This window comes from Bradyrhizobium sp. SZCCHNR1015 (assembly GCF_032489875.1).
Classification (GTDB): Bacteria; Pseudomonadota; Alphaproteobacteria; order Rhizobiales; family Xanthobacteraceae; genus Bradyrhizobium.
Genome location: NZ_JAUEYW010000003.1, coordinates 33,775 through 56,878 on the forward strand (window position 1 = coordinate 33,775; position 23,104 = coordinate 56,878).

The 23,104-nt window shown below is 66.2% G+C and carries 22 protein-coding genes; 3 read left to right on the plus strand and 19 right to left on the minus strand.

Annotated features, from left to right (window positions below; all coding sequences use genetic code 11):
* Positions 1-4: 4 nt before the first annotated feature.
* The 3 genes from QX128_RS06640 to QX128_RS06650 form a co-directional block, all read right to left on the minus strand.
* A complete protein-coding gene (locus QX128_RS06640) occupies positions 5-1,618 on the minus strand; it encodes a glycosyltransferase family 87 protein (RefSeq protein ID WP_316236987.1) in 1,614 nt (537 codons plus the stop codon).
* A 96-nt stretch (positions 1,619-1,714) separates the two neighbouring features.
* Positions 1,715-2,389 carry a helix-turn-helix domain-containing protein gene (locus QX128_RS06645; protein WP_315802595.1) on the minus strand — a complete coding sequence of 225 codons (675 nt, stop codon included), beginning with the start codon at positions 2,387-2,389 and terminating at the stop codon, positions 1,715-1,717.
* Positions 2,390-2,546: 157 nt separating this feature from the next.
* Positions 2,547-3,773, minus strand: a complete 1,227-nt coding sequence (locus QX128_RS06650; protein ID WP_316236988.1) for a glycosyltransferase family 87 protein — start codon at positions 3,771-3,773, stop codon at positions 2,547-2,549.
* 179 nt (positions 3,774-3,952) lie between these two features.
* Here QX128_RS06650 and QX128_RS06655 point away from each other — a divergent pair, with 179 nt between their 5' ends.
* Positions 3,953-5,158 carry an alpha/beta hydrolase family protein gene (locus QX128_RS06655; RefSeq protein ID WP_316236989.1) on the plus strand — a complete coding sequence of 402 codons (1,206 nt, stop codon included), beginning with the start codon at positions 3,953-3,955 and terminating at the stop codon, positions 5,156-5,158.
* A gap of 191 nt (positions 5,159-5,349) precedes the next feature.
* Here QX128_RS06655 and ftsH read toward each other — a convergent pair whose 3' ends face one another.
* The 12 genes from ftsH to QX128_RS06715 form a co-directional block, all read right to left on the minus strand.
* On the minus strand, positions 5,350-7,266 hold the full coding sequence (gene ftsH / locus QX128_RS06660) for an ATP-dependent zinc metalloprotease FtsH (RefSeq protein ID WP_315802592.1): 1,917 nt from the start codon (positions 7,264-7,266) through the stop codon (positions 5,350-5,352).
* Between the two features lie 235 nt (positions 7,267-7,501).
* The gene (gene tilS, locus QX128_RS06665; protein ID WP_316179784.1) at positions 7,502-8,575 is read right to left on the minus strand and encodes a tRNA lysidine(34) synthetase TilS; all 1,074 of its coding nucleotides are present in this window, start codon (positions 8,573-8,575) and stop codon (positions 7,502-7,504) included.
* A gap of 62 nt (positions 8,576-8,637) precedes the next feature.
* Entirely contained in the window at positions 8,638-9,693 is a 1,056-nt protein-coding gene (gene ybgF, locus QX128_RS06670; RefSeq protein ID WP_316236990.1) for a tol-pal system protein YbgF, read from the minus strand.
* Positions 9,694-9,895: 202 nt separating this feature from the next.
* A complete protein-coding gene (gene pal / locus QX128_RS06675; protein ID WP_172133860.1) occupies positions 9,896-10,390 on the minus strand; it encodes a peptidoglycan-associated lipoprotein Pal in 495 nt (164 codons plus the stop codon).
* A 279-nt stretch (positions 10,391-10,669) separates the two neighbouring features.
* A complete protein-coding gene (locus QX128_RS06680) occupies positions 10,670-11,392 on the minus strand; it encodes an N-acyl amino acid synthase FeeM domain-containing protein (RefSeq protein ID WP_316236991.1) in 723 nt (240 codons plus the stop codon).
* Positions 11,393-11,744: 352 nt separating this feature from the next.
* On the minus strand, positions 11,745-14,084 hold the full coding sequence (locus tag QX128_RS06685) for a putative bifunctional diguanylate cyclase/phosphodiesterase (RefSeq protein ID WP_315802588.1): 2,340 nt from the start codon (positions 14,082-14,084) through the stop codon (positions 11,745-11,747).
* Between the two features lie 247 nt (positions 14,085-14,331).
* Positions 14,332-15,606 carry a Tol-Pal system beta propeller repeat protein TolB gene (tolB, locus tag QX128_RS06690; protein WP_315802857.1) on the minus strand — a complete coding sequence of 425 codons (1,275 nt, stop codon included), beginning with the start codon at positions 15,604-15,606 and terminating at the stop codon, positions 14,332-14,334.
* Positions 15,607-15,674: 68 nt separating this feature from the next.
* Complete coding sequence (locus QX128_RS06695; protein ID WP_316236992.1) at positions 15,675-16,709, minus strand: cell envelope integrity protein TolA; 1,035 nt, start codon at positions 16,707-16,709, stop codon at positions 15,675-15,677.
* The gene (locus tag QX128_RS06700) at positions 16,706-17,185 is read right to left on the minus strand and encodes a biopolymer transporter ExbD (protein ID WP_315802586.1); all 480 of its coding nucleotides are present in this window, start codon (positions 17,183-17,185) and stop codon (positions 16,706-16,708) included. The genes QX128_RS06695 and QX128_RS06700 overlap by 4 nt, the downstream gene beginning before the upstream one ends.
* A 39-nt stretch (positions 17,186-17,224) precedes the next feature.
* Complete coding sequence (gene tolQ / locus QX128_RS06705; RefSeq protein ID WP_315717584.1) at positions 17,225-17,908, minus strand: protein TolQ; 684 nt, start codon at positions 17,906-17,908, stop codon at positions 17,225-17,227.
* A 456-nt stretch (positions 17,909-18,364) separates the two neighbouring features.
* Complete coding sequence (locus QX128_RS06710; protein WP_315802585.1) at positions 18,365-18,853, minus strand: DUF2852 domain-containing protein; 489 nt, start codon at positions 18,851-18,853, stop codon at positions 18,365-18,367.
* A 129-nt stretch (positions 18,854-18,982) separates the two neighbouring features.
* Positions 18,983-19,708 carry a TetR/AcrR family transcriptional regulator gene (locus QX128_RS06715; protein ID WP_316179792.1) on the minus strand — a complete coding sequence of 242 codons (726 nt, stop codon included), beginning with the start codon at positions 19,706-19,708 and terminating at the stop codon, positions 18,983-18,985.
* A 251-nt stretch (positions 19,709-19,959) separates the two neighbouring features.
* On the opposite strand from QX128_RS06715, the gene QX128_RS06720 reads away from it, so the two are divergent.
* Both QX128_RS06720 and QX128_RS06725 read left to right on the plus strand, forming a co-directional pair.
* Positions 19,960-20,412, plus strand: coding sequence for a MarR family transcriptional regulator (locus QX128_RS06720; RefSeq protein WP_316236993.1), 453 nt, complete (start codon positions 19,960-19,962; stop codon positions 20,410-20,412).
* A gap of 29 nt (positions 20,413-20,441) precedes the next feature.
* Positions 20,442-20,843 carry a DUF1398 domain-containing protein gene (locus QX128_RS06725; RefSeq protein WP_315802582.1) on the plus strand — a complete coding sequence of 134 codons (402 nt, stop codon included), beginning with the start codon at positions 20,442-20,444 and terminating at the stop codon, positions 20,841-20,843.
* Between the two features lie 111 nt (positions 20,844-20,954).
* Here QX128_RS06725 and QX128_RS06730 read toward each other — a convergent pair whose 3' ends face one another.
* The 4 genes from QX128_RS06730 to QX128_RS06745 form a co-directional block, all read right to left on the minus strand.
* A complete protein-coding gene (locus QX128_RS06730) occupies positions 20,955-21,326 on the minus strand; it encodes a hypothetical protein (RefSeq protein WP_316236994.1) in 372 nt (123 codons plus the stop codon).
* Between the two features lie 33 nt (positions 21,327-21,359).
* Positions 21,360-21,776, minus strand: coding sequence for a YciI family protein (locus QX128_RS06735; RefSeq protein WP_316236995.1), 417 nt, complete (start codon positions 21,774-21,776; stop codon positions 21,360-21,362).
* A 32-nt stretch (positions 21,777-21,808) separates the two neighbouring features.
* Positions 21,809-22,222 (minus strand): YciI family protein, encoded by a 414-nt coding sequence (locus tag QX128_RS06740; protein WP_315802579.1) that lies wholly within the window; start codon positions 22,220-22,222, stop codon positions 21,809-21,811.
* Positions 22,223-22,332: 110 nt separating this feature from the next.
* Positions 22,333-22,983, minus strand: coding sequence for a glutathione S-transferase family protein (locus QX128_RS06745; RefSeq protein ID WP_315802578.1), 651 nt, complete (start codon positions 22,981-22,983; stop codon positions 22,333-22,335).
* Positions 22,984-23,104: the final 121 nt, after the last annotated feature.

Sequence of the window (23,104 nt, forward strand, 5' to 3'; positions counted from 1 at the left end):
GAGCCTATTGGGTCGTTTCGATCGATCCCAGTCCGGCCGTTGACGGCGCCTTGACCCGCGCAATCACCGGACACGCCTCGATCGCAATGCCGGCGGCGCCGGGAATGCGCTCACAGCCGCGCGATGAATCGATCTCAAGGTTGTAGTCCGCGAGCGCCGCGAGCCGCGGCGGGTTGTCCTCCGGGCTGTTGGAGAAATACAGCGCCCAGACGCCGCCCGGCAACGGATCGGCCAGGCCGTTGCGAACGCGGCGATCGAGCACGCCGCCGGGCACGATCGGCACGACGAGCTCCGACAACTGATAGACGCGCGAGCCCTGGGGCAGGAACGACGTGACGTAGCCGAGCGGCTTCTGCAGCAGCAGGAACGTCGCCGGACGTTGCAGGCTGGCCGCGAGCTGCGGCCGGTAGGGATCCGACCACGGCCGCCGCATCCAGTCGGTCGGCTGCGATGCCAGCGCGATGCCGAGCGCGGCCATCACCGCGACGGCCTGCGTCATCCGCCGCGGCGGTGACACGTCCAAGCCAGAGCCCGCCTGCCAGGACTCAATCAGGCGGATGAGCAGCAGGACGATCAGCGGCGCCGACAACAGCTCGAGCGGCATCAGATAGCGCTGGATCGAGAAGGCCAGCATCCACAGGACGTAGCTGAGCCAGAAGAAGATCAGGAGCCGCCGCTCGCGCAGCGGCAGCACCTCGCGCCGCTGCCACAGGCCGGTGACGATCAGCGCGACGAGCAGCACGATGACGACGGCGAAGCGCGGATCGCGAAACGGCCATTCCGACGAGGGATGCTTGCCGATCACCCAGTAGAACGGATAGGCGAGCGCATCGAGCAGGCCCTGCGGCATGAAGCGCGTATCGACGATCGAGGCGAACGGCGCTTCGGGCGACCGGAAGATCGTGTTGTAGAACGGAAACAGCGGGCTGCCGTAGTCGCACGTCATCTTCAGCGCCCACGGCCCCGCAGTCACGATCACGCCGGCCGCACTGCCCGCTCCGAACGCGGCGATCGCGCGCCACGGCCGCGCCACCAACAGCAGTGACACGCCGGCTCCGACCAGAAACGTCGCATTGGTGAGCTTCAATCCCGTGGCCGCGCCGATCAGCAGGCCAGCGGCGACGAAACGGCGGCCGCGCTCATCGTGCTCCCCGAAGATCAGCGCGATGCCGGCAAGGATCGGAAGGGTCGTGAGAATGTCGGCGAAGCTGGTACCGACCTCGGACAGCGCCATCGGACTGAGGGCCGCGATGAGGATCGCCGCGCTGAGCGTGAACGCGTCCGCCAGGCGCCCGAGCAACACGCGCGCGACCCAGTAGACCAGCGCGAGATTGAGGCCGTGCAGCGCGCCCAGCGCGACGCCCCACCACGGCGCATCGAGCCCGTGGCGGACGGCATAGGGCAACACATAGATCAGCGGATTGAGGAAGCTCTGAAAGCCGCCGGGCGCCACATCGACATCGAAGCGGCCATGCAGCAGCGCGAAGCCGGCATAGTCGTGATAGTTCTGCCAGTCCCAGTTGATGTCCTCGCCGGCCAGATACGCATAGACGGCGCCGGCGGCGGCCGATCCGGCGATGACGAGGCGCGTCGCCAGAGGGTTGCGTGCAATCGACATCGTCCGAGGAGGCACCTGGAGTGGGGCAAGGCGGTGCTCTCGCGGCACGCCAGCCTCACCATCGCCGCGCCGGGTGAATCCTTGCTTAAGCGCGGACTACGCGCCGACCAGGCTCCTGACCGGCAGCACGGCCTGCACGACGAGACCGCGCGCACGCGCGTCCATGACGCCGACCGCGCGCAGCGCCAGCAGGGTGACCGCCTGAACGGTGTCGCGGAGTTTGGCAGGGTCGTCGGGATTCTCCGTCGCCAGCGGCCCCACCAGCGCCTCGTGCAGCGCGCCGAGCAGCGCGGTCGCGGCCAACTGGGTGTCCTGCGCCGGAAGGTGGCCGGCACGGACGGCCGCGTCGATCCGCGAGGCGATCTCGCCGACGATCTCGCGGCGGCTCGCGATCCGTGACGCCGTCACGTCGACGTCGACGGGCTCGGCCAGGATGCCCCAGGCGAGCTTGCGCTGCGACAGGACGTGCACTGCGACCGTGGATACCGCGGCAGCCAGGGCCGAGGATGGACCGGGCGCGGCGTCGGCGGCGCGCCGGACGGCGGCGAGCTCGTCACGCGAGACTTCCGCGATCAGCTCCGAGATCAGATCGGCCTTCGAGGGAAAGTAGCGATAGACGGTGCCGGCTGCGACATTGGCCCGGACCGCCACCGGAGCGATCTGGACGGCCGACATGCCGCCTTCGGCGGCGGTCTCACGGGCGGCAGCCAAAATCGCGCTGCGGCGGGCCGCCAGCCGCTTCACGACCTGATGGGTTCGCCGATAGACCATGGCGTTTCTCGTCCCGGACGCGCTCGTCCAGGGCACCCGGCGAACGCTGGTTCAGTGTTTTTGGAGGATCGACCTCACAAAAGGTAGTAAGAACTGAACACCTGTTCACGAAGGAAGACAAGGGAAATCATGACCCTACCCGGCCCCGATCAGCGAGTCAGGCGCTCGCGAGCGCCATGTCGGCGGGCGCCGGCTGCCGACGCCACCACGAGCCGGCGCGCGCCAGCACCAGGCCGGCCATGATCAGGTTGGCGGCGAGCCCGAGCGGAATCCCGGACAGCATGAACGTGATCTGAAGCGCCGCGATGCCGCCGAGCGCGGGCAGCTCGTAGCGGCGAAAGCCCTCGGCGAGGCCGATCCGCACCAGCCAGGCCACGGCGACGGCCTGAACCATCATGTCGTACATGAACAGATACGGCGTCGTCAGCAGCAGCCCGACGGCAAGCGCCGCCGCCTTCAGCGCGTAGCGTACCGGGCTGCGCCACAGCGTCACCAGCACGACTGCGACGGTTGCGGTCAGCACCCATTGGACGGTCCAGGCGAGCGCTTCCGAGCCGCCGAAATAGCGCACCAGCGAAAACAGGCTCTGCAGCTTCCACCAGGTCGCCTTGCCCTCGGTCAGGAACGCCTGCGAGAACATCGGCAGCCAATGGAAGAAGGCCTGCCAGCTCTCCAGCCCGAAGGCGAGCCATGACAGCAGTGCCAGCACGACGGCGGTGACGCTCGCCGACATGAACGCGGTCCAGCGCTGGGTGGCGATCAGTACGATCGGGAAGAGCAGACCGTATTGCGGCTTGTAGGTCAGCAGCCCGAGACAGATCCCCGCCAGCACCGGCCGCACCGGCAGCAGATAGAGCGTGCCGCCGACCAGCGCGGCGGTGAGGCATCCGTTCTGCCCGACCAGCGCGTTGGAGAACAGGGCCGGAAAGCCGGCTGCCAGCAGCAGGCCGAAGCCGCGGCCGACGATCGCGCGCATCGCGAGCGCATAGGGAACGAAGCTGGCATAGACCCAGCCGACGAAGGCGAGCGTGTAAGGAAACTGCGCCAGGAACGCCGCGACGAACAGGAACGGCGGCGGATAGTGCCAGGCAAAGTAGCCCGGGAAATCCTGCCGCAGCAGATCGAGCTCGACCTGGCGCTGCACGTCCCAGTCCCAGGCCAGCGCCGGATGTCCCTGCAGCGCGAGCTTGCCGGCCGCCCAGACATTGACGAAGTCGGTGGGAATCCCGAGACCCGCCTGGTCCCAGATCCAGGTGCCCGACCACAGTCCGGCCGGGAAGAACGAGGCGTTGATGCAGGCGAGCGCAAAGCAGACTGCGAACAGGCCAAGCGGAACGTCACGACGCTGCGATGGGATCGCGGCGGCATCAGGATTGTCAGCCATCTGGACCTCGCCCCCGCGCCTGCATGGGCGCCTCCTCATCGAGACATAGGCGGGGACGCTTGAAGAAGGCTTAAGCGCGGGCGACGGAGCGCGGCTGCCGGCGCCGCACCGATTGTTTACTCGCGATCTGTATCGCAGGGGTCCGAATGCAACCGACGGCGGCAGGCCGGGGAGATCCCATGTTCGTCTATCGCGCTCTCATCGCGGTGCTGGTCTGCGCCATCTGGCCGGCTGCAAGCCGTGCCCAGGACAAGGCTCCCGTCCGCGTCTCCTCCGACGTCAGCTATGAATATCTGGCCCGCTGGGACGTCGCCCGGCTGAACACCATCCTTGCCGTCGACACGCCGAAATTCGCGGACGTTTCGGTGACCTACACCCCGGCCCGCAACGCCGTCAGGCTCTATCGCGTCACCTATGCGTCCGTCATCCCCGAGCGCGGCAACAAGCCGATCACGGCGAGCGGCCTGCTCGCGGTGCCCGAGACCGGCGAGACCAGCCTGCCGATGGTGTCCTATCAGCACGGGACGGTGTACGGGAAGCAGGAGGTGCCGTCGTTTCCGGAGCAGTCGCCCGAGACCCAGCTGATGATCGCGCAGTTCGCAGGACAAGGTTATCTGCTGATCGGCGCCGACTATTTCGGAATGGGCATCTCGACCGAGCCGGAAGGCTACATGGTGAAGGCCAGCCATCAGCAGGCCACTTACGACATGCTGCGGGCGAGCCGCGCCGTGCTCGAACAGATGAAGCTGACGAGCGCCAGGCTCGATATCGCCGGCTGGTCGCAAGGCGGCTTCGTGACCATGGCCTTTCTCGAGAAGCTCGAAGGCGCCGGCGTGCCGGTGACGGCGGCGGCGACCGCGAGCGCTCCTGTCGACGTGTCCGTGGCGCTCAACGGCTTCCTCAGCTTCCCGCGCAAGAACGACGCCGCCTGGGTCAATTCGCTGTTCATCCTGTCGGCGTTCGCGTTCGAGAACTACTATGCGGTGCCGGGGCTGGCGCGCTCGGTGATCAGCGACAGCTACTACGACGTCGCGCGCAAGGCCTATGAGCGCGAGCCCTTCAACGTCGCCGACGTCCCGACCGATCTGCACAAGCTGCTCAAGCCCGACTATTTCGATGCGGAGTATTTCGCGGCGTCGGCCTACGGCCGCCTGGTCGCGCAGACGCAGGCCTATCGCTGGATCATCAAGACGCCGGTGCGCAACTATTACGGCGAGACCGACGAGGCGATCTCGACCGGTCTGGGTCGGCTGGCGATGACCTACCAGCAGGCGATCGGGGCCGGCAACAGCAAGGTCGAGGCGGTGTCGACGGGACCGACCAGCCATCGCGGCACGTTCGCCACCGCCGTCCCGCAGTGGAAGGCCTGGTTCGACAAGCCGTAAGGCGAGCGACGCCGCTGGATGCGGTCCGCGGCAACTTGGCAAGAGTTCCCCCGCTCATCACCGCGGTTCGGATCCCCGCCGGCACAGATCTCCAAACAAACAAAAGGCCCGGCTGCAAGCCGGGCCTTTCGTGTCTATCGATCTTCCGGATCAGACGGGCTGACCGCCGGAAGCCTGTCGCGTCTCTTGGCTCACGCCTGGGGCTGCGGCTCCAGGCCGGGATCGGGTCGCGGCCGCGGTTTGCCGGCCGGCGGCACGGCCGACGCGCGCGGCGTCGACGGCTCGATCGCCGATTCGCGGTTCGGCTTCTTGCCCTTGAGCAGGTCGAGAATCTCCTCGCCGGTCAGCGTCTCGTATTCCAGCAGGGCCTGGGCGATCGCTTCCCAATCGTCGCGCTTCTCGGTGATGATGCGGCGCGCCTCCTGCTCGCCGGCCTCGATCAGGCCGCGAATTTCCGAGTCGATCAGGCGGGCGGTATCGTCGGAGATGTTGGTCGAGCGCGCCACAGAATGGCCCAGGAACACCTCCTGCTCATTGCTCTGGTAGCGGACGCGGCCGAGCTTGTCGGACATGCCCCATTCCATCACCATCGCTCGCGCGAGGTTGGTGGCCTGCTGGATGTCGCCGGTGGCGCCGTTGGTCACCTTCTCCGGACCGAACTTCTGCACCTCGGCCTCGCGGCCGCCGAACATCATCGCGAGCTTGGAGACGCACCATTCGCGGGTGTGCGAGTGGCGGTCGGCCTCGGGCAGCGACTGCACCATGCCGAGCGCGCGGCCGCGCGGAATGATGGTCGCCTTGTGGATCGGGTCGTGGCTCGGGACGTTGAGGCCAACGATCGCATGGCCCGCCTCGTGATAGGCGGTCAGCATCTTCTCTTCCTCGGTCATGACCATCGAGCGGCGCTCGGCGCCCATCAGCACCTTGTCCTTGGCTTCCTCGAACTCGGACTGCGTGACCATCCGCTTGTTGCGGCGGGCGGCGGTCAGGGCGGCCTCGTTGACGAGGTTCATCAGGTCGGCGCCGGAGAAGCCGGGCGTGCCGCGGGCGATGGTCTTGAGGTTGACGTCCGGCGCCAGCGGCACCTTGCGGACATGAACCTTCAGGATCTGCTCGCGGCCGATGATGTCGGGGTTCGAGACCACGACCTGGCGGTCGAAGCGGCCGGGACGCATCAGCGCCGGATCGAGCACGTCGGGACGGTTGGTGGCGGCGATCAGGATCACGCCCTCATTGGCCTCGAAGCCGTCCATCTCGACCAGCAGCTGGTTGAGGGTCTGCTCGCGCTCGTCATTGCCGCCGCCGAGACCGGCGCCACGATGGCGGCCGACGGCGTCGATCTCGTCGATGAAGATGATGCAGGGCGCGTTCTTCTTCGCCTGCTCGAACATGTCGCGGACGCGGCTGGCGCCGACGCCGACGAACATCTCGACGAAGTCAGAACCCGAAATGGTGAAGAACGGCACGTTGGCTTCGCCGGCCACGGCGCGCGCGATCAGCGTCTTGCCGGTGCCCGGAGGGCCGACCAGCAGCACGCCGCGCGGGATGCGGCCGCCGAGCCGCTGGAATTTGCCGGGATCGCGCAGGAATTCGACGATCTCCTGCAGGTCCTGCTTGGCCTCGTCGACGCCGGCGACGTCCTCGAACGTCACCCGGCCATGCGCCTCGGTCAGCATCTTGGCGCGCGACTTGCCGAAGCCCATCGCCTTGCCGGCGCCGCCCTGCATCTGCCTGGAGAGGAAGATCCAGACGCCGATCAGCGCGATGAAGGGCAGCCAGGAGACCAGCAGCGACACGAACCACGGCACGTTGTCGCCGGGCGGCTTGGCCTGGATGTTGACCTTGGCGTCGTACAGCCGCTTCACGAGGTTCGGATCGCTCGGCGCGTAGGTCTGGAACGACGAGCCGTTCTTGAAGGTGCCGTGAATCTCCGGCCCCTGGATCACGACGTCGCGCACATTGCCCTGATCGACCTCGGTCAACAACTGCGAGAAGTTGATGTCGGTCGACGACGCGCGTTGCCCCGGGTTCTGGAAGAGTGTGAACAGCGCCAACAGCAACAGGACAATAATGACCCAAAGGGCGAAATTGCGCAGATTGGCGTTCATCGATTTTCCTTCGTGGTCGCGCGGATCGCGGCCGTTAGTCCTCGGACTCATCCCTGGGTAGCCACGAGGGAATCCCCCGGTCGACCGTCTCGTAATCTAGGTACCACTCACGGCAATGCCAAGGGAACTAGAAAGGACTATTTATCGCATCCTAGCCCGATTCCCGCTCAAAAAATGGCGCGGGAAAGCGTCGCCAAGGCAGGTGGTTAAGCGTCCGCGAAGGCGGTGAACCGCTTCAAATCCCGCGCGAGCGCCGCGGCGGCGCGGGCGTGATGCGGATCGTCTCTCTCGTCATGCTTACCAGTGCACCAGCCAGGGTCTGTTTTAGCCTGCCCGGAGCAGACGTACCACCATCTGCGATCCCCGCAAGAGTCCGGTCCAGCCTCGCCAGCAGCGACTCTGCCTTGCCGAGTTCCACGGGACCTTCGGTTCCAATGCGATTGATCGCGCGGATCAGCAGCCTCAGCCTGATTTCGGCTGGAAGTGCGACAAAGGCGCGCGCCTCGAAGGTCTCGCCGTGACCCCCGCCGACCCGCCTGCTCCCGGCCGCGCGCAGTGCGAGATAGCGTTCGGCGCCATCCACCATCAATTCGATCGCGGCGTTGGCCCGTCCGAGCCGGTCGGCCAGCGTCGCCAGCGTCCGGGCATCGCCGCCCTCCGCGGCCAGGGCCGGCATCAGGGCGCGCAGCCGCGGCCGGGTGAAGGCGGGATCTTGATTGGTCGGGTCATCTGCGAACGGGATTCCGGCCGAGCGCAGCGTCGCTACCAGCCGGACTTTGGCAACGTTCAGCAGGGGCCGCGCCAGCAACACCCCTTCACGCTCGCTGAGCGGTGCCATCGCCGCGAGCCCCGCAATGCCGCTGCCGCGCAACAGCCGCATCAGCACCGTCTCAGCCTGGTCGTCACGGGTGTGGGCGGTGACGACGTGTCCGGCACGCGCCTGCCGCGCCGCGCGCGCCAGCAGGCGGTATCTTGCCAGCCGCGCCGCTTCGGGAATCCCGGTGTCCGGCTTCGCGTCGGTCCAGCGAAGGGTCCGGTGCGGAATTGCGAGCCGGCGCGCGATCTCCTTCACCATGCGGGCTTCACGGGCGGAGTCGCGCCGCAGCGCATGGTCGACCGTCACGGCCACAAGGTGCGGTCCCTGTGCGAGCCCCGCACGCCACCGCGCCGCGAGCCACATCAGAGCCATCGAATCGGGACCGCCCGATACGGCGAGCACCAGTGCGGGCGCGGCCGAAAGCGGCGCGAACAGGCGCTCGGCTTCGGCGGCGGAGATCGCAAGATCGGCTTCGGAACGGGCCTTCGACATGGCGCCGCAGCCTATCCGCCCCGCCGGTTATAGGCGAGAGGCCTCCCCTCGCCCGCAGGCGCTCAGCACTTCACCCGCTTCTGCTCGCGATCGACGGTCGCCTTCACGCCCGCCGAGGCGCGCGGATATTTGCGCGTCACTTCGCCGAACGCGGCGCAGGCCGCCTCCTTCTCCTTCAGCGCGGCCAGCGACTGGCCGAGCCGGAGCAGCGCATCCGCCGCCTTGCCCGACTTCTCGTATTTCGTCGTCACGGCGAGGAAGACCTCGGCCGCATCGCGATATTGCTGACGCTGGTAGAAGCTCTCGCCGAGCCAGTATTGCGCGTCGCCGACCATCGGATCGTTCGGATATTTCTGGGTGAAGTTGCGCATCGTCTGCTCGGCCAGCGCGTAGTCGCGGCGCTGCATGTAGCCGATGCCGAGGTCGTATTCGTCGCGCGGCGTCTGCCGCGGCGGCGCGGTCTCCAGTCCGCCCGCCCCCGGCGCGGCGGCCGGCGGCGCGCCCTGGGGATAGCGCCCGCCCGCGGTGTTGGCGAGAGCCGCGGGATCGCCGACGGGACGGCCAGCGGGCTGGCCGCCCCCCGGCTGGATCGGCAACTGGCCGCCGCCGAGCGCCTGCGGGGCGCCTGGAGCGGTCGGATTCTGGCTCGGGTCGAACGCATCGCCGCGGCGGCCCCGACCGGGGGCCGCGGGCTCCTGGACGATTTGCACCGGCGCACCGACGGCGGGCGGCTGCGCGTAGACCGGCTGCTGCTGCGGATAGGCCTGTTGCGGCTGGCCGTACGGCTGCTGGCCATAGGGCTGCTGGCCGTTGGCCGCCTGAGGGGGCTGGCCGTAAGCGGGACTGCCCGGCGCGGGAGCAGCCGCGTTGGTCTGCGCCGCGGGCGCACCGCCGGGTGCAGCGCTCTGCAACTGCCGCAGCCGCTCCTCGAGCTGGCGATTGCGATATTGCAGCTCCTCGTTCTGACCGGTCAGTTGCCGGAGCTGATTTTCGAGCCGCTGAATCCGGATCTCGGGATCATCGTCATCGGTCTGGGCGAGCGCCCGCGACGAAACTGCCTGGCACGAGAAAATGACGAGCGCGGCGAGGATCGCGGCGGCGCTCCGTGGAAGAAACATGAATGACATGCTGCCCTGACGACCGGATCGGCGAGACATTGAAAACAGGCCTGTGAGCGAGGCTGTAAAGCAGAAATGCGATAGATACAAATGACGTTCAAGCGAAGACAAGACCAAGTCCGGACGAGACCCGCCGACCAGAAACGACGAAGCCGGCGTCGATGGGCGACGCCGGCTTCATCAGCAACGGATTCGTTCAGCTTTATGAACTGGCGTTCAGGACCGTCACCGCACGGCGGTTCTGCGACCAGCACGAGATGTCGTTACAGACCGCCACCGGCCGCTCCTTGCCGTAGGAGATGGTGCGCATGCGGCCCTGGTCGATGCCGCGCGACGCCAGGAAGTTGCGGACCGACTGCGCGCGCCGCGCGCCCAGCGCGATGTTGTACTCGCGGGTGCCGCGCTCGTCGGCATGGCCCTCGATCGTGAAGGAGTAGCGCGGATAGCTCTGCAGCCACTGAGCCTGCTTCTCCAGGGTCGCGATCGCCTGCGGCGTGAGATCGGTCTGATCGCTCTCGAAGAAGACGCGATCGCCGACATTCACGACGAAGTCCTGCTGGCTGCCTGGAGTCGCAGCGCTGGCCATCGCCCCGTCGGCCCCGGTGAGATTCTTGTTGGCGCAGGCGCCCATCGACAGCGCCACGGCCAGCACGGCGGCCAACTTCAATCCCTGGAGGATACGCATCTGATATTTCATTCCCGGAGCCTCCACGCTCACGTTCTTAGACTGCCATCCGGTCTACAGGGCGATGGTTAAGCGAACGTTCCGTCAACCTTGATGGGGTCTTGCCGAACCCCGTCAAATGCTAACGAAACCCGAAAAGCGACCGCGATGGTTAATGGGTTGTAAATGTGGCGCCAGGGTGAAGGCAAGCCGCTCAGCGCCTGCAGCAGGGCGCTTTTTCGCTGATTTTTGCATCAGCGCCACGGTGTGAACCGGCCGGACGGCCGAACCGGCCCCGATATCGGCCGATGATCAGCCGGCCTTCGCGACCGCCTGAATCCTGAACGAATCAGTGAAGGCGTCCGGCGCGGGACGATCGAACAGCATCCGCCGTTCGAACGCGCTGGATCGCATGAACGGAAAGCGCTGGAACACGCGATCGCGGATCGACGGATAATGCGCCGCCACCAGGCCGACCGGCTTGGTGAGGCCGGAGTAGAGCCGCGGCTCGCCCCATGGTTCCTGCAGGAACACTTTCTTGTAGAAGGCGCGATGTTCCGGGCGCACGTTGGCGAGACCGACATCCGCGTTGAAATGGGCGCAGGCGACGTAGCCGAGCCGGACGGTCACATAGGGAAGCGCCGGAAACAGCCGCGCCTTCTCATGGTCGGCGACGAACCGTGTCGGGTCGATGATGACCTTGCCGCGATCGAGCTCGGGATGCAGCAGGTCGGCGAACATGTCCGAGGACAGCGATCGGCGCCATTGCGAGTTCAGCACGCTGATGCGGATCGAGCTGTAGAGCTCGCCATTGACGTAGACGCCGAAGATGAAGCTGTTGGGAAGATCATCATATTCGTCGCTGACGCGTTCGCTGGGCGACGGCAGGATGGCGCCTTCACGCAGATAGGCGCGGTAGCGCAGCCGATAGATCTCGTCCTTGTCCTCAGCAGTCAGCGCCAGTCGATAATCCACGTTCTCCAGCACATCCGACTTCTGTTCAGCAACGGCACTCACTCTAGCCGCCGACTTCATCCGCAACCCCTTTTCACACAACTCCTACGAGCAGTATGAGCTTAACAGCGGGTTAATGCCGACGCAAAGCTTTCGGCGGTACAAAGTTAACGGCACGTAGAATCCCGGAGACTTAACCGTGACTTACGGGATTGGATGCAGTGCTGGACGGATTGCTTCGGATCACTTGCGTGTCAAATCGAAACGGATTCGCTTGGCATACACGTGCAATGTTTCCGAATGATGCGACGTGGGGTTGTCACATCGCCATTCACATACGAGCCATGCTCGGACCGGCGGGATGCAGCGCACAGGGCTCGCCTCCACTGGTCGATCTTCGCGGCACCTCCGCATCAAGGCGGAGGTCGAGCGATCAAGCGATCGAACGTGTCCCGCCGGCGGCCGCGATCGCCCCGTCGCTCGAACGGCGCCCATGCGATGCATTCAGGAGCTGCCGGATGCGGATTGCGGGGACGGGCCGGCTGAACAGATAGCCCTGCGCTTCGGTGACCGTGCCGTCGGCGCTGACCAGTTCGAGCTGCTCGTTGGTCTCGATGCCCTCCACCACCACCGACATGCCGAGATCGGCGGACAATCTTGCGACACCGCGCAACAGAGTCAGCGGCCGATCGCTGTCGATGCCTTCGAGGAAAGAGCGATCGATCTTGACCTTCTCCAACGGGAAGTTGTGCAAATAGCTGAGGCTGGAATAGCCGGTGCCGAAATCGTCGAGCGAAATGCGGACCCCGAGCATGTGCAGCTGCGACAGCACATCGTGGGTGAGCTGGGTGTTGCGCAACAGCGAGGATTCGGTGATCTCGATCTCGAGCCGATGCGGCGGCAGCCCGGACACTTCCAGCGCGTAGCGGACCTCACTGAGCACATCGCGCTGATGGAACTGCTGCGGCGAGAAGTTGACGGCGACGCTGACCGCATCCGGCCATTTCATGCATTCCAGGCAGGCCTTGCGCAGGATCCAGCGGCCGAGATCGACGATCAGGCCCATGTCCTCGGCGACGGGAATGATGTCGACCGGCGAGACCGTGCCGCGCACCGGGTGGTTCCAGCGCAGCAGCGCCTCGCAGGTGGAGATCTTGCCGGACTTCAGGTTGACCAGCGGCTGGTAGAACAGCTCGAACTCCTCGTTCGCCAGCGCCTTGCGCAGGTCGAGCTCGAGGATGCGGCGTGCTTCCACCGTCTGGGCGAGCTCGTCGCGGAAGAAGCAGAAGGTGCCACGTCCCTCCGCCTTGGCGCGGTACAGCGCCATGTCGGCATTCTTCAGCAGGGTGTCGGCGCTGATCCCCGGCGCGGTCATCGCGATGCCGACGCTGGCGCCGATCTCGACCAGGTGATTGTCGATCTTGTAGCGCTCGCTGAGCTGGTCGACGATCCGGCGCGCCAGCATCGCGGCGTCGTCGTTGGAGCGGATGTTGCGCTGGAACACCACGAACTCGTCGCCGCCGAAGCGCGCAACGAAATCTTCCGGACGCAGCATGTCGCGCAGCCGCTCGGAGACCGCGCAGAGCAGTTGATCGCCGCAGGGGTGGCCGAGCGTGTCGTTGACCTGCTTGAAGCGGTCGAGATCGACGAACAGCAGCGCGGACAGTTCGCCGTGCCGCTGCGGAATCCTGAGCAGCCGTTCGATCTCGTCGCGGAAGCTGACGCGGTTCGGCAAGGTCGTGAGCTCGTCGTAGCGCGCCAGATGCGAGATGCGCGCCTCGGCATGCCGCCGCTCGGTGATGTCCTCGAGCAGGACCACGGCGCCGCCGTCGGCCATCGGCTGGAAGGTCCAGGACAGCGACCGGTCGCGCGCGACGTCGGGATCGCTCGTGATGACATTATGGGTCTTGGTGTGCTCGATCTCGGCCAGGATCAGCCGGCCGCTCGAAGCGGAGATCGAGCCTGCGATCACGCAGGCGTTGATGATGTCGGCCGCCTTGCCGCCACGCTGCAGGATGTCATCCGGCAGGTTCATCATCTGGCCGAAGCGATGGTTCATCACGGCCAGACGCCCGTCGGAGCGGAACATGCACAGGCCGTGCGGCATGTTGTTCAGGGCCGTATCGAACTGCTTGGCCAGTGCAGCCTCGCTTTCGCGCGCCACAAAGGCCTGGACGAAGATCCGTTGCAGGTTGGTCGAGATGTGCTTCAGCGATACGAAGAACAGGACGCAGAACGCCGCCATGCCCAGGTAATAAGGGCTGCCGTGGATCGCGAGAGCCACTGCGAGCGGTCCGCAGGCGAGCAGGATCTGGACGTGGAAGATCCAGGGCCGCCCGTAGGTCCGGCCTGCGCCCGCCGACATGTAGCAGAGCGTCACCGTGATCGCGATCAGGTGCACCACCGGGTCGCTGTTGTCGACCAGGGCGACCACGCACCAAATGCCGAGCACCAGCGCATAGATCATGGCGCCGATCTGATAGCGAACCTCCCAGCGCTCGACCGCCGTCTGCGTGAGGCGGCCGGCGTCGCACAGGCTCCGATAGTAGCGCATGTCGAGCGAGCGGAACGCTCCTGCGATGATCAGCATCGCGGCACACGGCCACAGATTGACGTCGCCGCTCTTGATCGCGGTCATGACGGCGGCGACGGCGGCGCAGAGTGCGCCGGCGAACATCGGGCCGGGATCCTGGAAGAGGGAGTCGACGAGAGCCGCCTGGATCGCAGGCGACAACTTTCGATCGTCTTCTCCGTTCTGAGTGGCAAGCTGCATTCGTGCGCACGCGTCCTGTTCGGTGCGCAACATTACCGTTCGCAGGTGAAGTCTTTCTGAGGGAACATCGTTAGCAGAGCGTTTCCGCACTCGCGAAGTGCTCGGATTCGCTCGAAAATTCAGCCAACTAGGCAAACACTACCCGGTTGCTGCAACGAATGGTTCCATATTTTACGGGAACACGCATCGCGCGACTCGAAAAATCGCGTCCACCACGACGTGAGCGGGCCCAGAGGCTCGCTCGCCGTCACGACAGCAGCGGCGACCAGGCCGGATCCGAGGCGAAGCCCGGCGTCGGCACCTTCTGCTCGAAGCGGCCGGAGACGTCGATCGAATACAGCGACGGGCCGGCGGTGCCGCCGGGGTCACGGAAGAACATCAGCACGCGGCCGTTGGGCGAGAAGGTCGGCCCTTCGTTGTGGAAGCCGGCGGTGAGGATGCGCTCGCCCGAGCCATCCGTCTTCATGATGCCGATCGCGAACTGGCCGCCACCCTGCTTGGTGAACGCGATGTAGTCGCCGCGCGGCGACCACACCGGCGTCGAGTAGCTGCCCTCGCCGAACGAGATGCGCTGCGCGGCGCCGCCACTGGAGGCCATCACATAGATCTGCGGCTTGCCGCCGCGATCGCTCTCGAAGCAGATCTGGCTGCCGTCCGGCGAGTAGCACGGCGAGGTGTCGATCGCCGGCGTGTCGGTGAGACGCGTCGTCGTGCGCGAGCGCAGGTCCATCACGAACAGGTTGGAGTTGCCGCCCTGCTGCAGGCTGAGGATGATGCGCTGGCCGTCCGGCGAGAACCGCGGCGAGAACGACATGCCCGGGAAGTTGCCGACGATCTCGCGCTGGCCGGTCTCGATGTTGAACAGATAGACCCGCGGGTCGCCCTGCCCGAACTCCATGTAGGTGATTTCCTGGCTCGACGGCGAGAATCGCGGCGTCAGCACGAGGTCGGCGCCGCGGGTCAGATAGCGGACGTTGGCGCCGTCCTGATCCATCAGCGCCAGCCGCTTGACGCGCCGCTCCGACGGCCCGCTCTCGTCGACGAACACCACGCGGCTGTCGAAATAGCCCTTCTCGCCGGTCATCTGCGTGTAGATCTGATCGGAGATGATATGGGCGATGCGCCGCCAATACTCCGGCGCCGTCACATATTGCTGCCCGGTGAGCTGCTGGCCTGAGTTCGGGTCCCACAGCCGAAACTCGGCCTTCAGGCGCCCGTCCGGCTGCCGCGTCGCGCGGCCGGTCACGAGCCCGGTGAGGTTGAGCGGCTTCCAGCTGGCGAACTGCGGCGGCGCCTCGAAATTGCTGATGCGCTCGGGAAACGCAGCCGGGTCGACCGGCGCGAACAGGCCGCTGCGCTTCAGATTGTTCGTGATCACCTGCGCGATGCCGTTGCCGACATCGGCATCGCCCGCACCGCCGGGAACGAAGGGCGGAATCGCGATCGGGATCGGCTTGAACTCGCCGGGATTGATCTGCAGACGCTGCTGAGCGAAGGCGGGTCCCGCGCCCCACGCCGCCATCGCGGCTCCTCCGGCCAGCAGAACCTGGCGCCGCGTGGTGAATCCAGTCTTGCGCGTTGGAGGTGTCGTCAAGTTCGGCCTCGCATCGAATTCATCATTTTGAGATTGAATGTCGTCGGGATCAACTTCCACTCATTGTACCGGTTCTTCGGCAGAAACGCGTAGGGCGCGCAGTTCTCGACCGCACGCTTCGCGCTATCCGCCATCGCCGCGCTCACCCGCGGCGGCCCTCGCGTTCCCGCGACCGAGGGGACGGCGGCCAGCGAGCCGTCGGGACGGAGTTGGATGTCGATATCGACTTCGATCTTGTCTTCATCGACGCCGTTATAAGGCGTCGTGAAGCAGCGCGTGACCGCCTCCTGGAAGGCGGCCTGCCAGCTCGCGACATTGCTCTCCGCCGTGCCATGAACAGCGCCGAGCGCGGCGTTGGCATTCAGCTCCGAACCCGTCACGGCCTGGCGCGTCGGGTCCTTCTGATTGATCAGGCTCGCCATCTTCTCGGCGTCGAACTTGCGCTCGCTCTTGTGCTTGGGCGGCTCCGGCGGCGCGGCGGCGGCCTGCTGCGGCTTCGGCGGATGCTTCGCCTTGTCCTTGTTGAGCATGCTGGCGATCTGGTCCGGATTGAACGGATCCGGCTTCTTCTCTTCCGGCTTCGGCTTCTCGGCCGGCGCGGGCTTCGGCGGCTCCGGCTTCTTCTCGGCGACGGGCTTCGGCGTGTCCGGCTGCTTCTCGACCGGCTTCGGCGGCTCGGGCTTCTTCTCGACCGGCTTCTCCGGCTTCGGCAGCTGCTCGGGCGCAGCATCGGTCTCGGTGACCTGCTTGGTATCGACCTTGCCGACGATGTCCTCGGTCGGCTTCTTCTCGCCGATCTTGTCGGCCAGCAGCTTCTGGGCTTCCTTCTTGCCGGTCAGGGCGCCGGCCTTGGCCTTCGAGCTGTTGTCCTCCGAGATCACGTCGACCGGCACCAGGTCCTCCGGCGGCGCCACCATCGAGCGCGCGGAGAAGCTGAACAGACCCCAGCACAGCACGAGCACGTGCAGGGCGACGGACAGCACCGTCCCCTTGCGCGTGCGCACGAACCGGATGAGGTCTTTCGACGTCATGAGCCCTGATCCGGCAGCACGACGATGCTGGCGCGATAGCCGGCGTCGCGCGCCAGTCCCAGCACCTTCATCATGTCGGAGTAGCAGGCGTCACGGTCGCCGCGGATCTTGACGACGTTGTCGGCGCCGCCGGCGCCCGCATCCTTCATCGCCTTGATCTTCGGCCCGAGCTCGTTGATCGCGATCGGCGAGTCGCCGAGATACACGTCGACCTTCGACGCGCAGCCGCCGCCGGTCTTCTTCACGGTCACCTCGAGCGGCGGCTTGGCGTCGGCCGTCGAGGCCGAGCCGCCTTGCGCCTGGGGCAGGTCGACCTGGATGTTGACGGTGAGCAGCGGCGCTGCGACCATGAAGATGATCAGCAGCACCAGCATGACGTCGACCATCGGCGTGACGTTGATCTCCGCCATCACGGCCGCCTTGCGCCGACCGCGGCGACCACTGCCGCCGGACGCGCTGCCCATGCTCATGCCCATGCTGTGGTACTCACGATCCGGATGCCACTATACCTGCCCTCATCCCCGCTCGTCGATCTGACGGGACAAGATGGCGGAAAATTCATCTGCGAAGCCTTCCAGCCGCTGCGCCTGCCGGTTCACCTCCGAAGAGAACTTGTTGTAGAAAATCGTCGCCGGGATGGCCGCGATCAGGCCGATGGCGGTGGCGAACAGCGCCTCCGCGATGCCCGGGGCGACCACCGCCAGCGAGGTGTTCTTGGAGGCCGCGATCGCCTGGAAGCTGGTCATGATGCCCCAGACCGTACCGAACAGGCCGACGAACGGGCCGGCGGAGCCGACCGTGGCGAGCACCAGGAGACGGCGTTCCAGCCGCTCGACCTCGCGCGCGATCGAGACGTTCATCACCTTCTCGATGCGCATCTGCAGGCCGGCGAAGGAGCGCGCATGGCCCTCGAACGAGCGCTTCCACTCCCGCATCGCCGCCACGAAGCACGCCGCCATGGATTGCGTCGGCTTCGCCGACAGCACCCGGTACAGCTCCTCGATCGATTCCCCGGACCAGAAGGCCTGCTCGAACCGGTCCATCGAGCGGCGGGTGCGTGAAAACAGGAACATCTTGTCGATCGCGATCGCCCAGACCCAGATCGAGCAGGAGATCAGGCCGAGCATGATGATCCGGACCACCCAGCCGGCATTGCCGAACAGATCGATCAGGGACAGGCCGCCGCTATCGACAGACATCTGCAAGTATCCTCTCAACCAATCATCCCGGGACGCCCGGGACCATGCAGCCGCCGTTCCATGCCGGATGCCGTCGCGGCGGAAAGCGCCTGCGCGAGAAAACCCTGAACTGATCGCTTTAAGAGGCCCGCCGAAGCCATAAGCGGCCTGCTTCCTCTGCCAACGTGTCAAAACAAGGGCTCTTGGCGCGCGTAAGCGCCCCTTAACCAAACCCCGTCCGGGGTTAAGGCGGGGTTACCGCGGAGTATTGCGGAGGTCAAAGGTCCAGCCGGACCAGCCAGATAGAGCCTTTGTGATCAGCCGCTTGACCATTTTGGCCGGCGTCGGCAGCGGCCAGCCGCCGCAGCCGGACGGTAACGGGAAACGCAAAACGCCCGCCGGCGGGGAACCGCAGGCGGGCGTCTTGTGCCGTCAGGGCGGGGGCTGAAAGCCCTGCGGCGTCAGGGTGAGGGGCGATCAGCTCGAGGGCTGGTCGTTCGGCGGGGTCGCCGGACGCGGCTTGTGCTGGGCCATGAACGCGTCGAACTCTTCCTTGTCCTTGGCGTGGCGCAACCGGGTCAGGAAGTCGCGGAACTCCTGCTGCTCCTCCTCGAGCCGGCGCAGGGTCTCCATGCGGTATTCATCGAAGGCGCGGTTGCCGCTCGACGACGGCGCCGAGAACCCGAAGCCGAAGCCGCGGCGCTCCATCTTGTCGCGCATGCGGTCCATCTTCCACTGCATCCGCTCCATCTTGTTCGACCAGCGATCACCGCCGTTCCAGCACGCCATCTTTCTGCTCCCGAGTGTGAAAAAGAGAAGGGCAAGTCCGATCGGCCACCAGATGATGAAGCCGAGCACGGTCACGGCGATCCAGCCGGGATGCCAGGGCGACTCCATCATGTGGGGCCGGTACCTCTGCTCCTCCTCCGAACCGCGCCAACGATTGACATCTGCGGTGTAGGCCATCTCCCTCTCCATTCGCGGCGCCATGCCGTGTGAATGTAAATAACATTTACATAGCTAGACCAACCCGGGATTTTGTCAAGGCGACCGCCTGACGCGCCGCCCGAATTATTTCTCGCTCGTCTTTGAACCTTATTTCGGGCGGCCCCAGGGCCCGGCCGGCTTGTCGTCGTCCGGCAGCGGCGGCGGCTCGGCGGCGGAGGACCCGGCAGGCCGGCGATCGGTGGGGAAGCCGAGCCCACGCAGATAGATCAGCACCTCGGCTTCCAGCAGCTCCTCGGGCGACATCGGCAGCTTGCGCCGGGCGGCGTCGCCACGGGCGAACAGCGAGGCGATGCCGTGCGCCATCGACCAGATGTGCAGCGCCATCATCATCGCCGGTGGCCGCGGCACGCCAGGCGGCGCCAGCGCCGCCAGCCGCTCGGCCGCGGCGCGGATCACGCCGAACGCCCGCTCGCCGGCCGCCAGCAGGCCCGCCGTGGAGTCGGCCGGCACACCGGATTCGAACATCGCCGAATAGAACGCTGGCTCCGCGCGGGCGAAAGCGAGATAGGCCTTGCCGACGCGCTCGAACGCCGTAACGGTATCGGGGCGGCCATCGTCCCACGCCGCAGAGAGCTGGGATTCGAACTGCTCGAAGCCGCGCTGGGCGATGCTCGACAGCAACTCGTCGCGGTCGCGGAAATGCCGGTACGGCGCGGCCGGGCTGACGCCGGCCATGCGGGCCGCATCGGCAAAGGTGAAGCCGGCAGCCCCCTTCTGCGCGATCAGGTCGAGCGCCGCCTGCAGCAGCGCCTCCTTGAGGTTACCGTGATGATAGCCGCGCTCGGCGCGGCGCTCTTCCTTGCGCCAGCTCATGTAAAGGGCTTTTACATGAGCCGGGTGAAAACAAGCCAGAGACTTTTCCAACGTGCCAACGGTCACCAACCACCGCCGAGAGTGACGGCGGTCCACCGTCCCGGCGTCGATGAACTTGCTCAGGCGCCTGCGGCTGTCCGCAGTCCCGCAGCCGCCCCGGCGTCCCGGCGTCCCGGCAGCGCGCCCGCGCGAGTTTAGTTGACTAGGAAACCAAATCCATCTAGTTTCCTTGTCAACCACATGGTGATCGCATGACCCCTGTCTCGGACCTGACTGACCATACCGGCTTCTGGATGCGGATGGTGTCGAACGCGGTGTCGCAGGAATTCGCGCGGAAGGTCGCGGCCGAGGGGGTCACGGTTGCGGAATGGTCGTTCATGCGGGCGCTCTACGACCAAGGCCCGATGCCCCCCTCCGTCCTGGCGCAGCGGATGGGCCTGACCCGGGGGGCCGTCAGCAAGCTTGCGGATCGGCTTCTGGGCAAAGGCCTGATCGCGCGAACGGAGAACCCGGAAGACAAGCGCCGGCACCGCCTCGCTTTGACGGCCGAGGGACGGTTCAAGGTGCCCGTGCTTGCCGCGCTGGCCGATGCGAACGACGCAGCCTATTTCGGCGTGCTCAGCAAAAGCGAGCACCACACGCTCAACCGCCTGCTGAAGGCGCTCGCCGAAAGACGCGGCCTCAAGACGATCCCGTTGGACTGAACGCACTCAATTCATCGAAGGACGCCGATATGGACACGGACCGGATTTCCATTGCCAAGACATGCCTCGATGCTGCCCACGATGGCAGCCTGAGCTTTCCGGAAATCGTCGGCCGGCTGATGGCTGCCGGATTCGAGAGCTACACCGTCGACTATCGCTGCAACACCCAGACCTGCTATTTGCCCGACGGCGACCATGCGACGCTCGCGATGCAGCCGTCAGCCGGACGCGTCGCGCCCGCCTTCGATGCCCGGGAGATCGCGCATCTGGTGCGATGGGCGCAGGCAAATCCCGCCGACTACAACTACGTGGCCTTCTGCGAGAAGGCGAAAGCCGCCGGCTGCGCCGGCTACCTGGTGTCGTTTGCCGGCCGCCGCGTGGTCTATTTCGGCCGCACCGCCGAGACGCATGTCGAGCATTTTCCCGCTTGAGAACGTGCGAGCAGGAGCAGGACCGGCACCGAGGCGGATGCCGGCTCGCCTAGTACTGCGCGTCGACCACAGGAGCGCGCGGCAAAAGCCGCGCCTCCTCGCGCCCGACAACTATCCGCCGCCCGGGATCGGCAGCACCGGCATGATCTCGACCCGCTCGCCCGGGAAGATCGCAAAATGCGGATGGTTCACGAACATCTTCGCCGCATCCTCATGCGACGCGGCGCGGACCACGGTGAACGCGCCCATTTCGTTGGCGATGTCGTTGACGCCGCCCTTGTCGACCCGCTTGGTCTTGCCGAGCGGCCCGCCCATCGCGAGGATCGCGTCCTTGTGCTGGTCGACCCAGGCATGCCAGGCCGCCATGCCCTGCTGTCCCCTGGCATTGCGCTCCGTCTCGGACAGCGCCTCCCAGGCTTTCGAGGCCGGACTGGTCTTGCTGCCGAGAAAGACGGCGAGATAGGTGTTGCTGTTGTCGCTCATTGCACTTCCCTCTCCTGCTGTGAAACGGATCGATCAGACACGGCCGGCATGCGGCAGCTCGGCGAAGCCGGCCGCGGCCTGCTGCACCTCCTCGGAAAAGTCCGCCATCTCCTGGACCTGGCGAATCTCGATGATCTCGTTGTCCGCGGCCGGGCACTGCCTGGCCCAGGCGATCGCCTCGTCGCGCGACGCGACCTCGATCATCCAATAGCCGCCGAGCACCTCCTTGGCCTCCGCGAACGGGCCGTCCGTCACCACGGGCTTGCCGCCCGCGAACGAGACCCGCGCCCCCATCGACGGCGGATGCAGGCCCTCCAGCGTGATCAGCACGCCGGCCTCCTTCAGCGCCTCGTTGTAGCGCATCATCGCCGCGACCCGCTCGGGATCGAGCTGCACGTCGGGCGGCGCGCTCTCATAGCCGAGCGGGATCATCAGCATCATGAATCGCATTGCGCCTCTCCTCTCCTGATCAGGCTCGCGGTTCAGCCCTTGGCGACCTGCGCACGCAGCCGTTCGACCCGCTCGCGCAATTCGGATGTGAACGTCTCGCCGAAATCCTCCGGTGCATAGACCTGCCGGATCTCGATCTGGCCGCTCGGGAACGGCGCGCGCGTCATGTGCGCGATCACCTGGTCGAGCGAGCCGGCCTTGATCATCCAGAAACCGGCGGCGAGATCGCCGGAGAGGTCGAATGGACCGCGCGCGACGCTCGGCGTCCCGTTCGAGAAGTCGATCCGCGCGCCCTTCGCGGTCGGATGCAGGCCCTCGCCCGCCTCCATCATGCCGGCCTTGACCAATTCCTCATTGAATCGGCCCATCGCCGCGAACTCCTCGGTGGTCGGCAGGATTCCGGCTTCCGTGTCCCGGGTCGCCTTCACGATCACCATGAACCGCATGGCTTCTCTCCTGATGCTGTGCGGCAGGACTGCCCTGCCCGCATCAGTAAGACGATCCGGTCCCGGCGCCGCCGACACGCCCTCGCGATTATTTTGACCGGGTTCCCGGTTCAGCCCGCCTCTTGCGGGAACATGTGGAAATAAGGCTGGGCCTCTGCGAGCACCCGCGCCACGGATGGCCGCGCCTTGAGCCGGTCGAGATAGGCTGTGACCCCAGGCAGCCCGTCACCCAGCGGCTCGACTCTGTCGGCGTAGAACAGCGCCGGCAGGGCCGCGCAATCCGCCAGGGTGAACGGGTCGCCCATCGCCCAGCCACGCGGCGGCAGCTCGGCCTCGAGCATCGCGTAGGACGTGCGCAGCCGGCTTCGCGCGTCGGCGACGCCGAGCGGATCGCGGGCATCGGCCGGCCGCAGCCGGTCGAACACGACGGTCTGCGTCGGCATGTGCAGATAAAGGTCGAGAAAGCGATCGCGCAGACGTGTCCGCAAGGCGAGATCGGGATCATCGGGAATGAAGCGCGTCCCGCCCGCATAGTGCTGGTCGAGATATTCGATGATGATGCTCGATTCCGGAATCGTGCGCTGCTCGTCGCGCAGCACGGGAAATTTGCCGACCGGCCACAGCTTCAAGAACGCCGCGCGCTCATCCGCGTCACCGAGATTGATCAGCTTCGGCGTGAACGAAACGTCGTTCTCATACAGCGCGATCAGCACCTTCCAGCAGAACGACGACAGCGGATGATAGTAAAGGGTCAGGGACATCTTAAGCTCCTGGATAGGTTGGGGTGAGAACAAGTTGTTTGGTCCCGAACGCGCGGCCGCAGGACGGCGCGCTCCCGCGCCCCGTTGTTCGAGGGGGCTGAGGTGAGGGGCTGGACGGGCG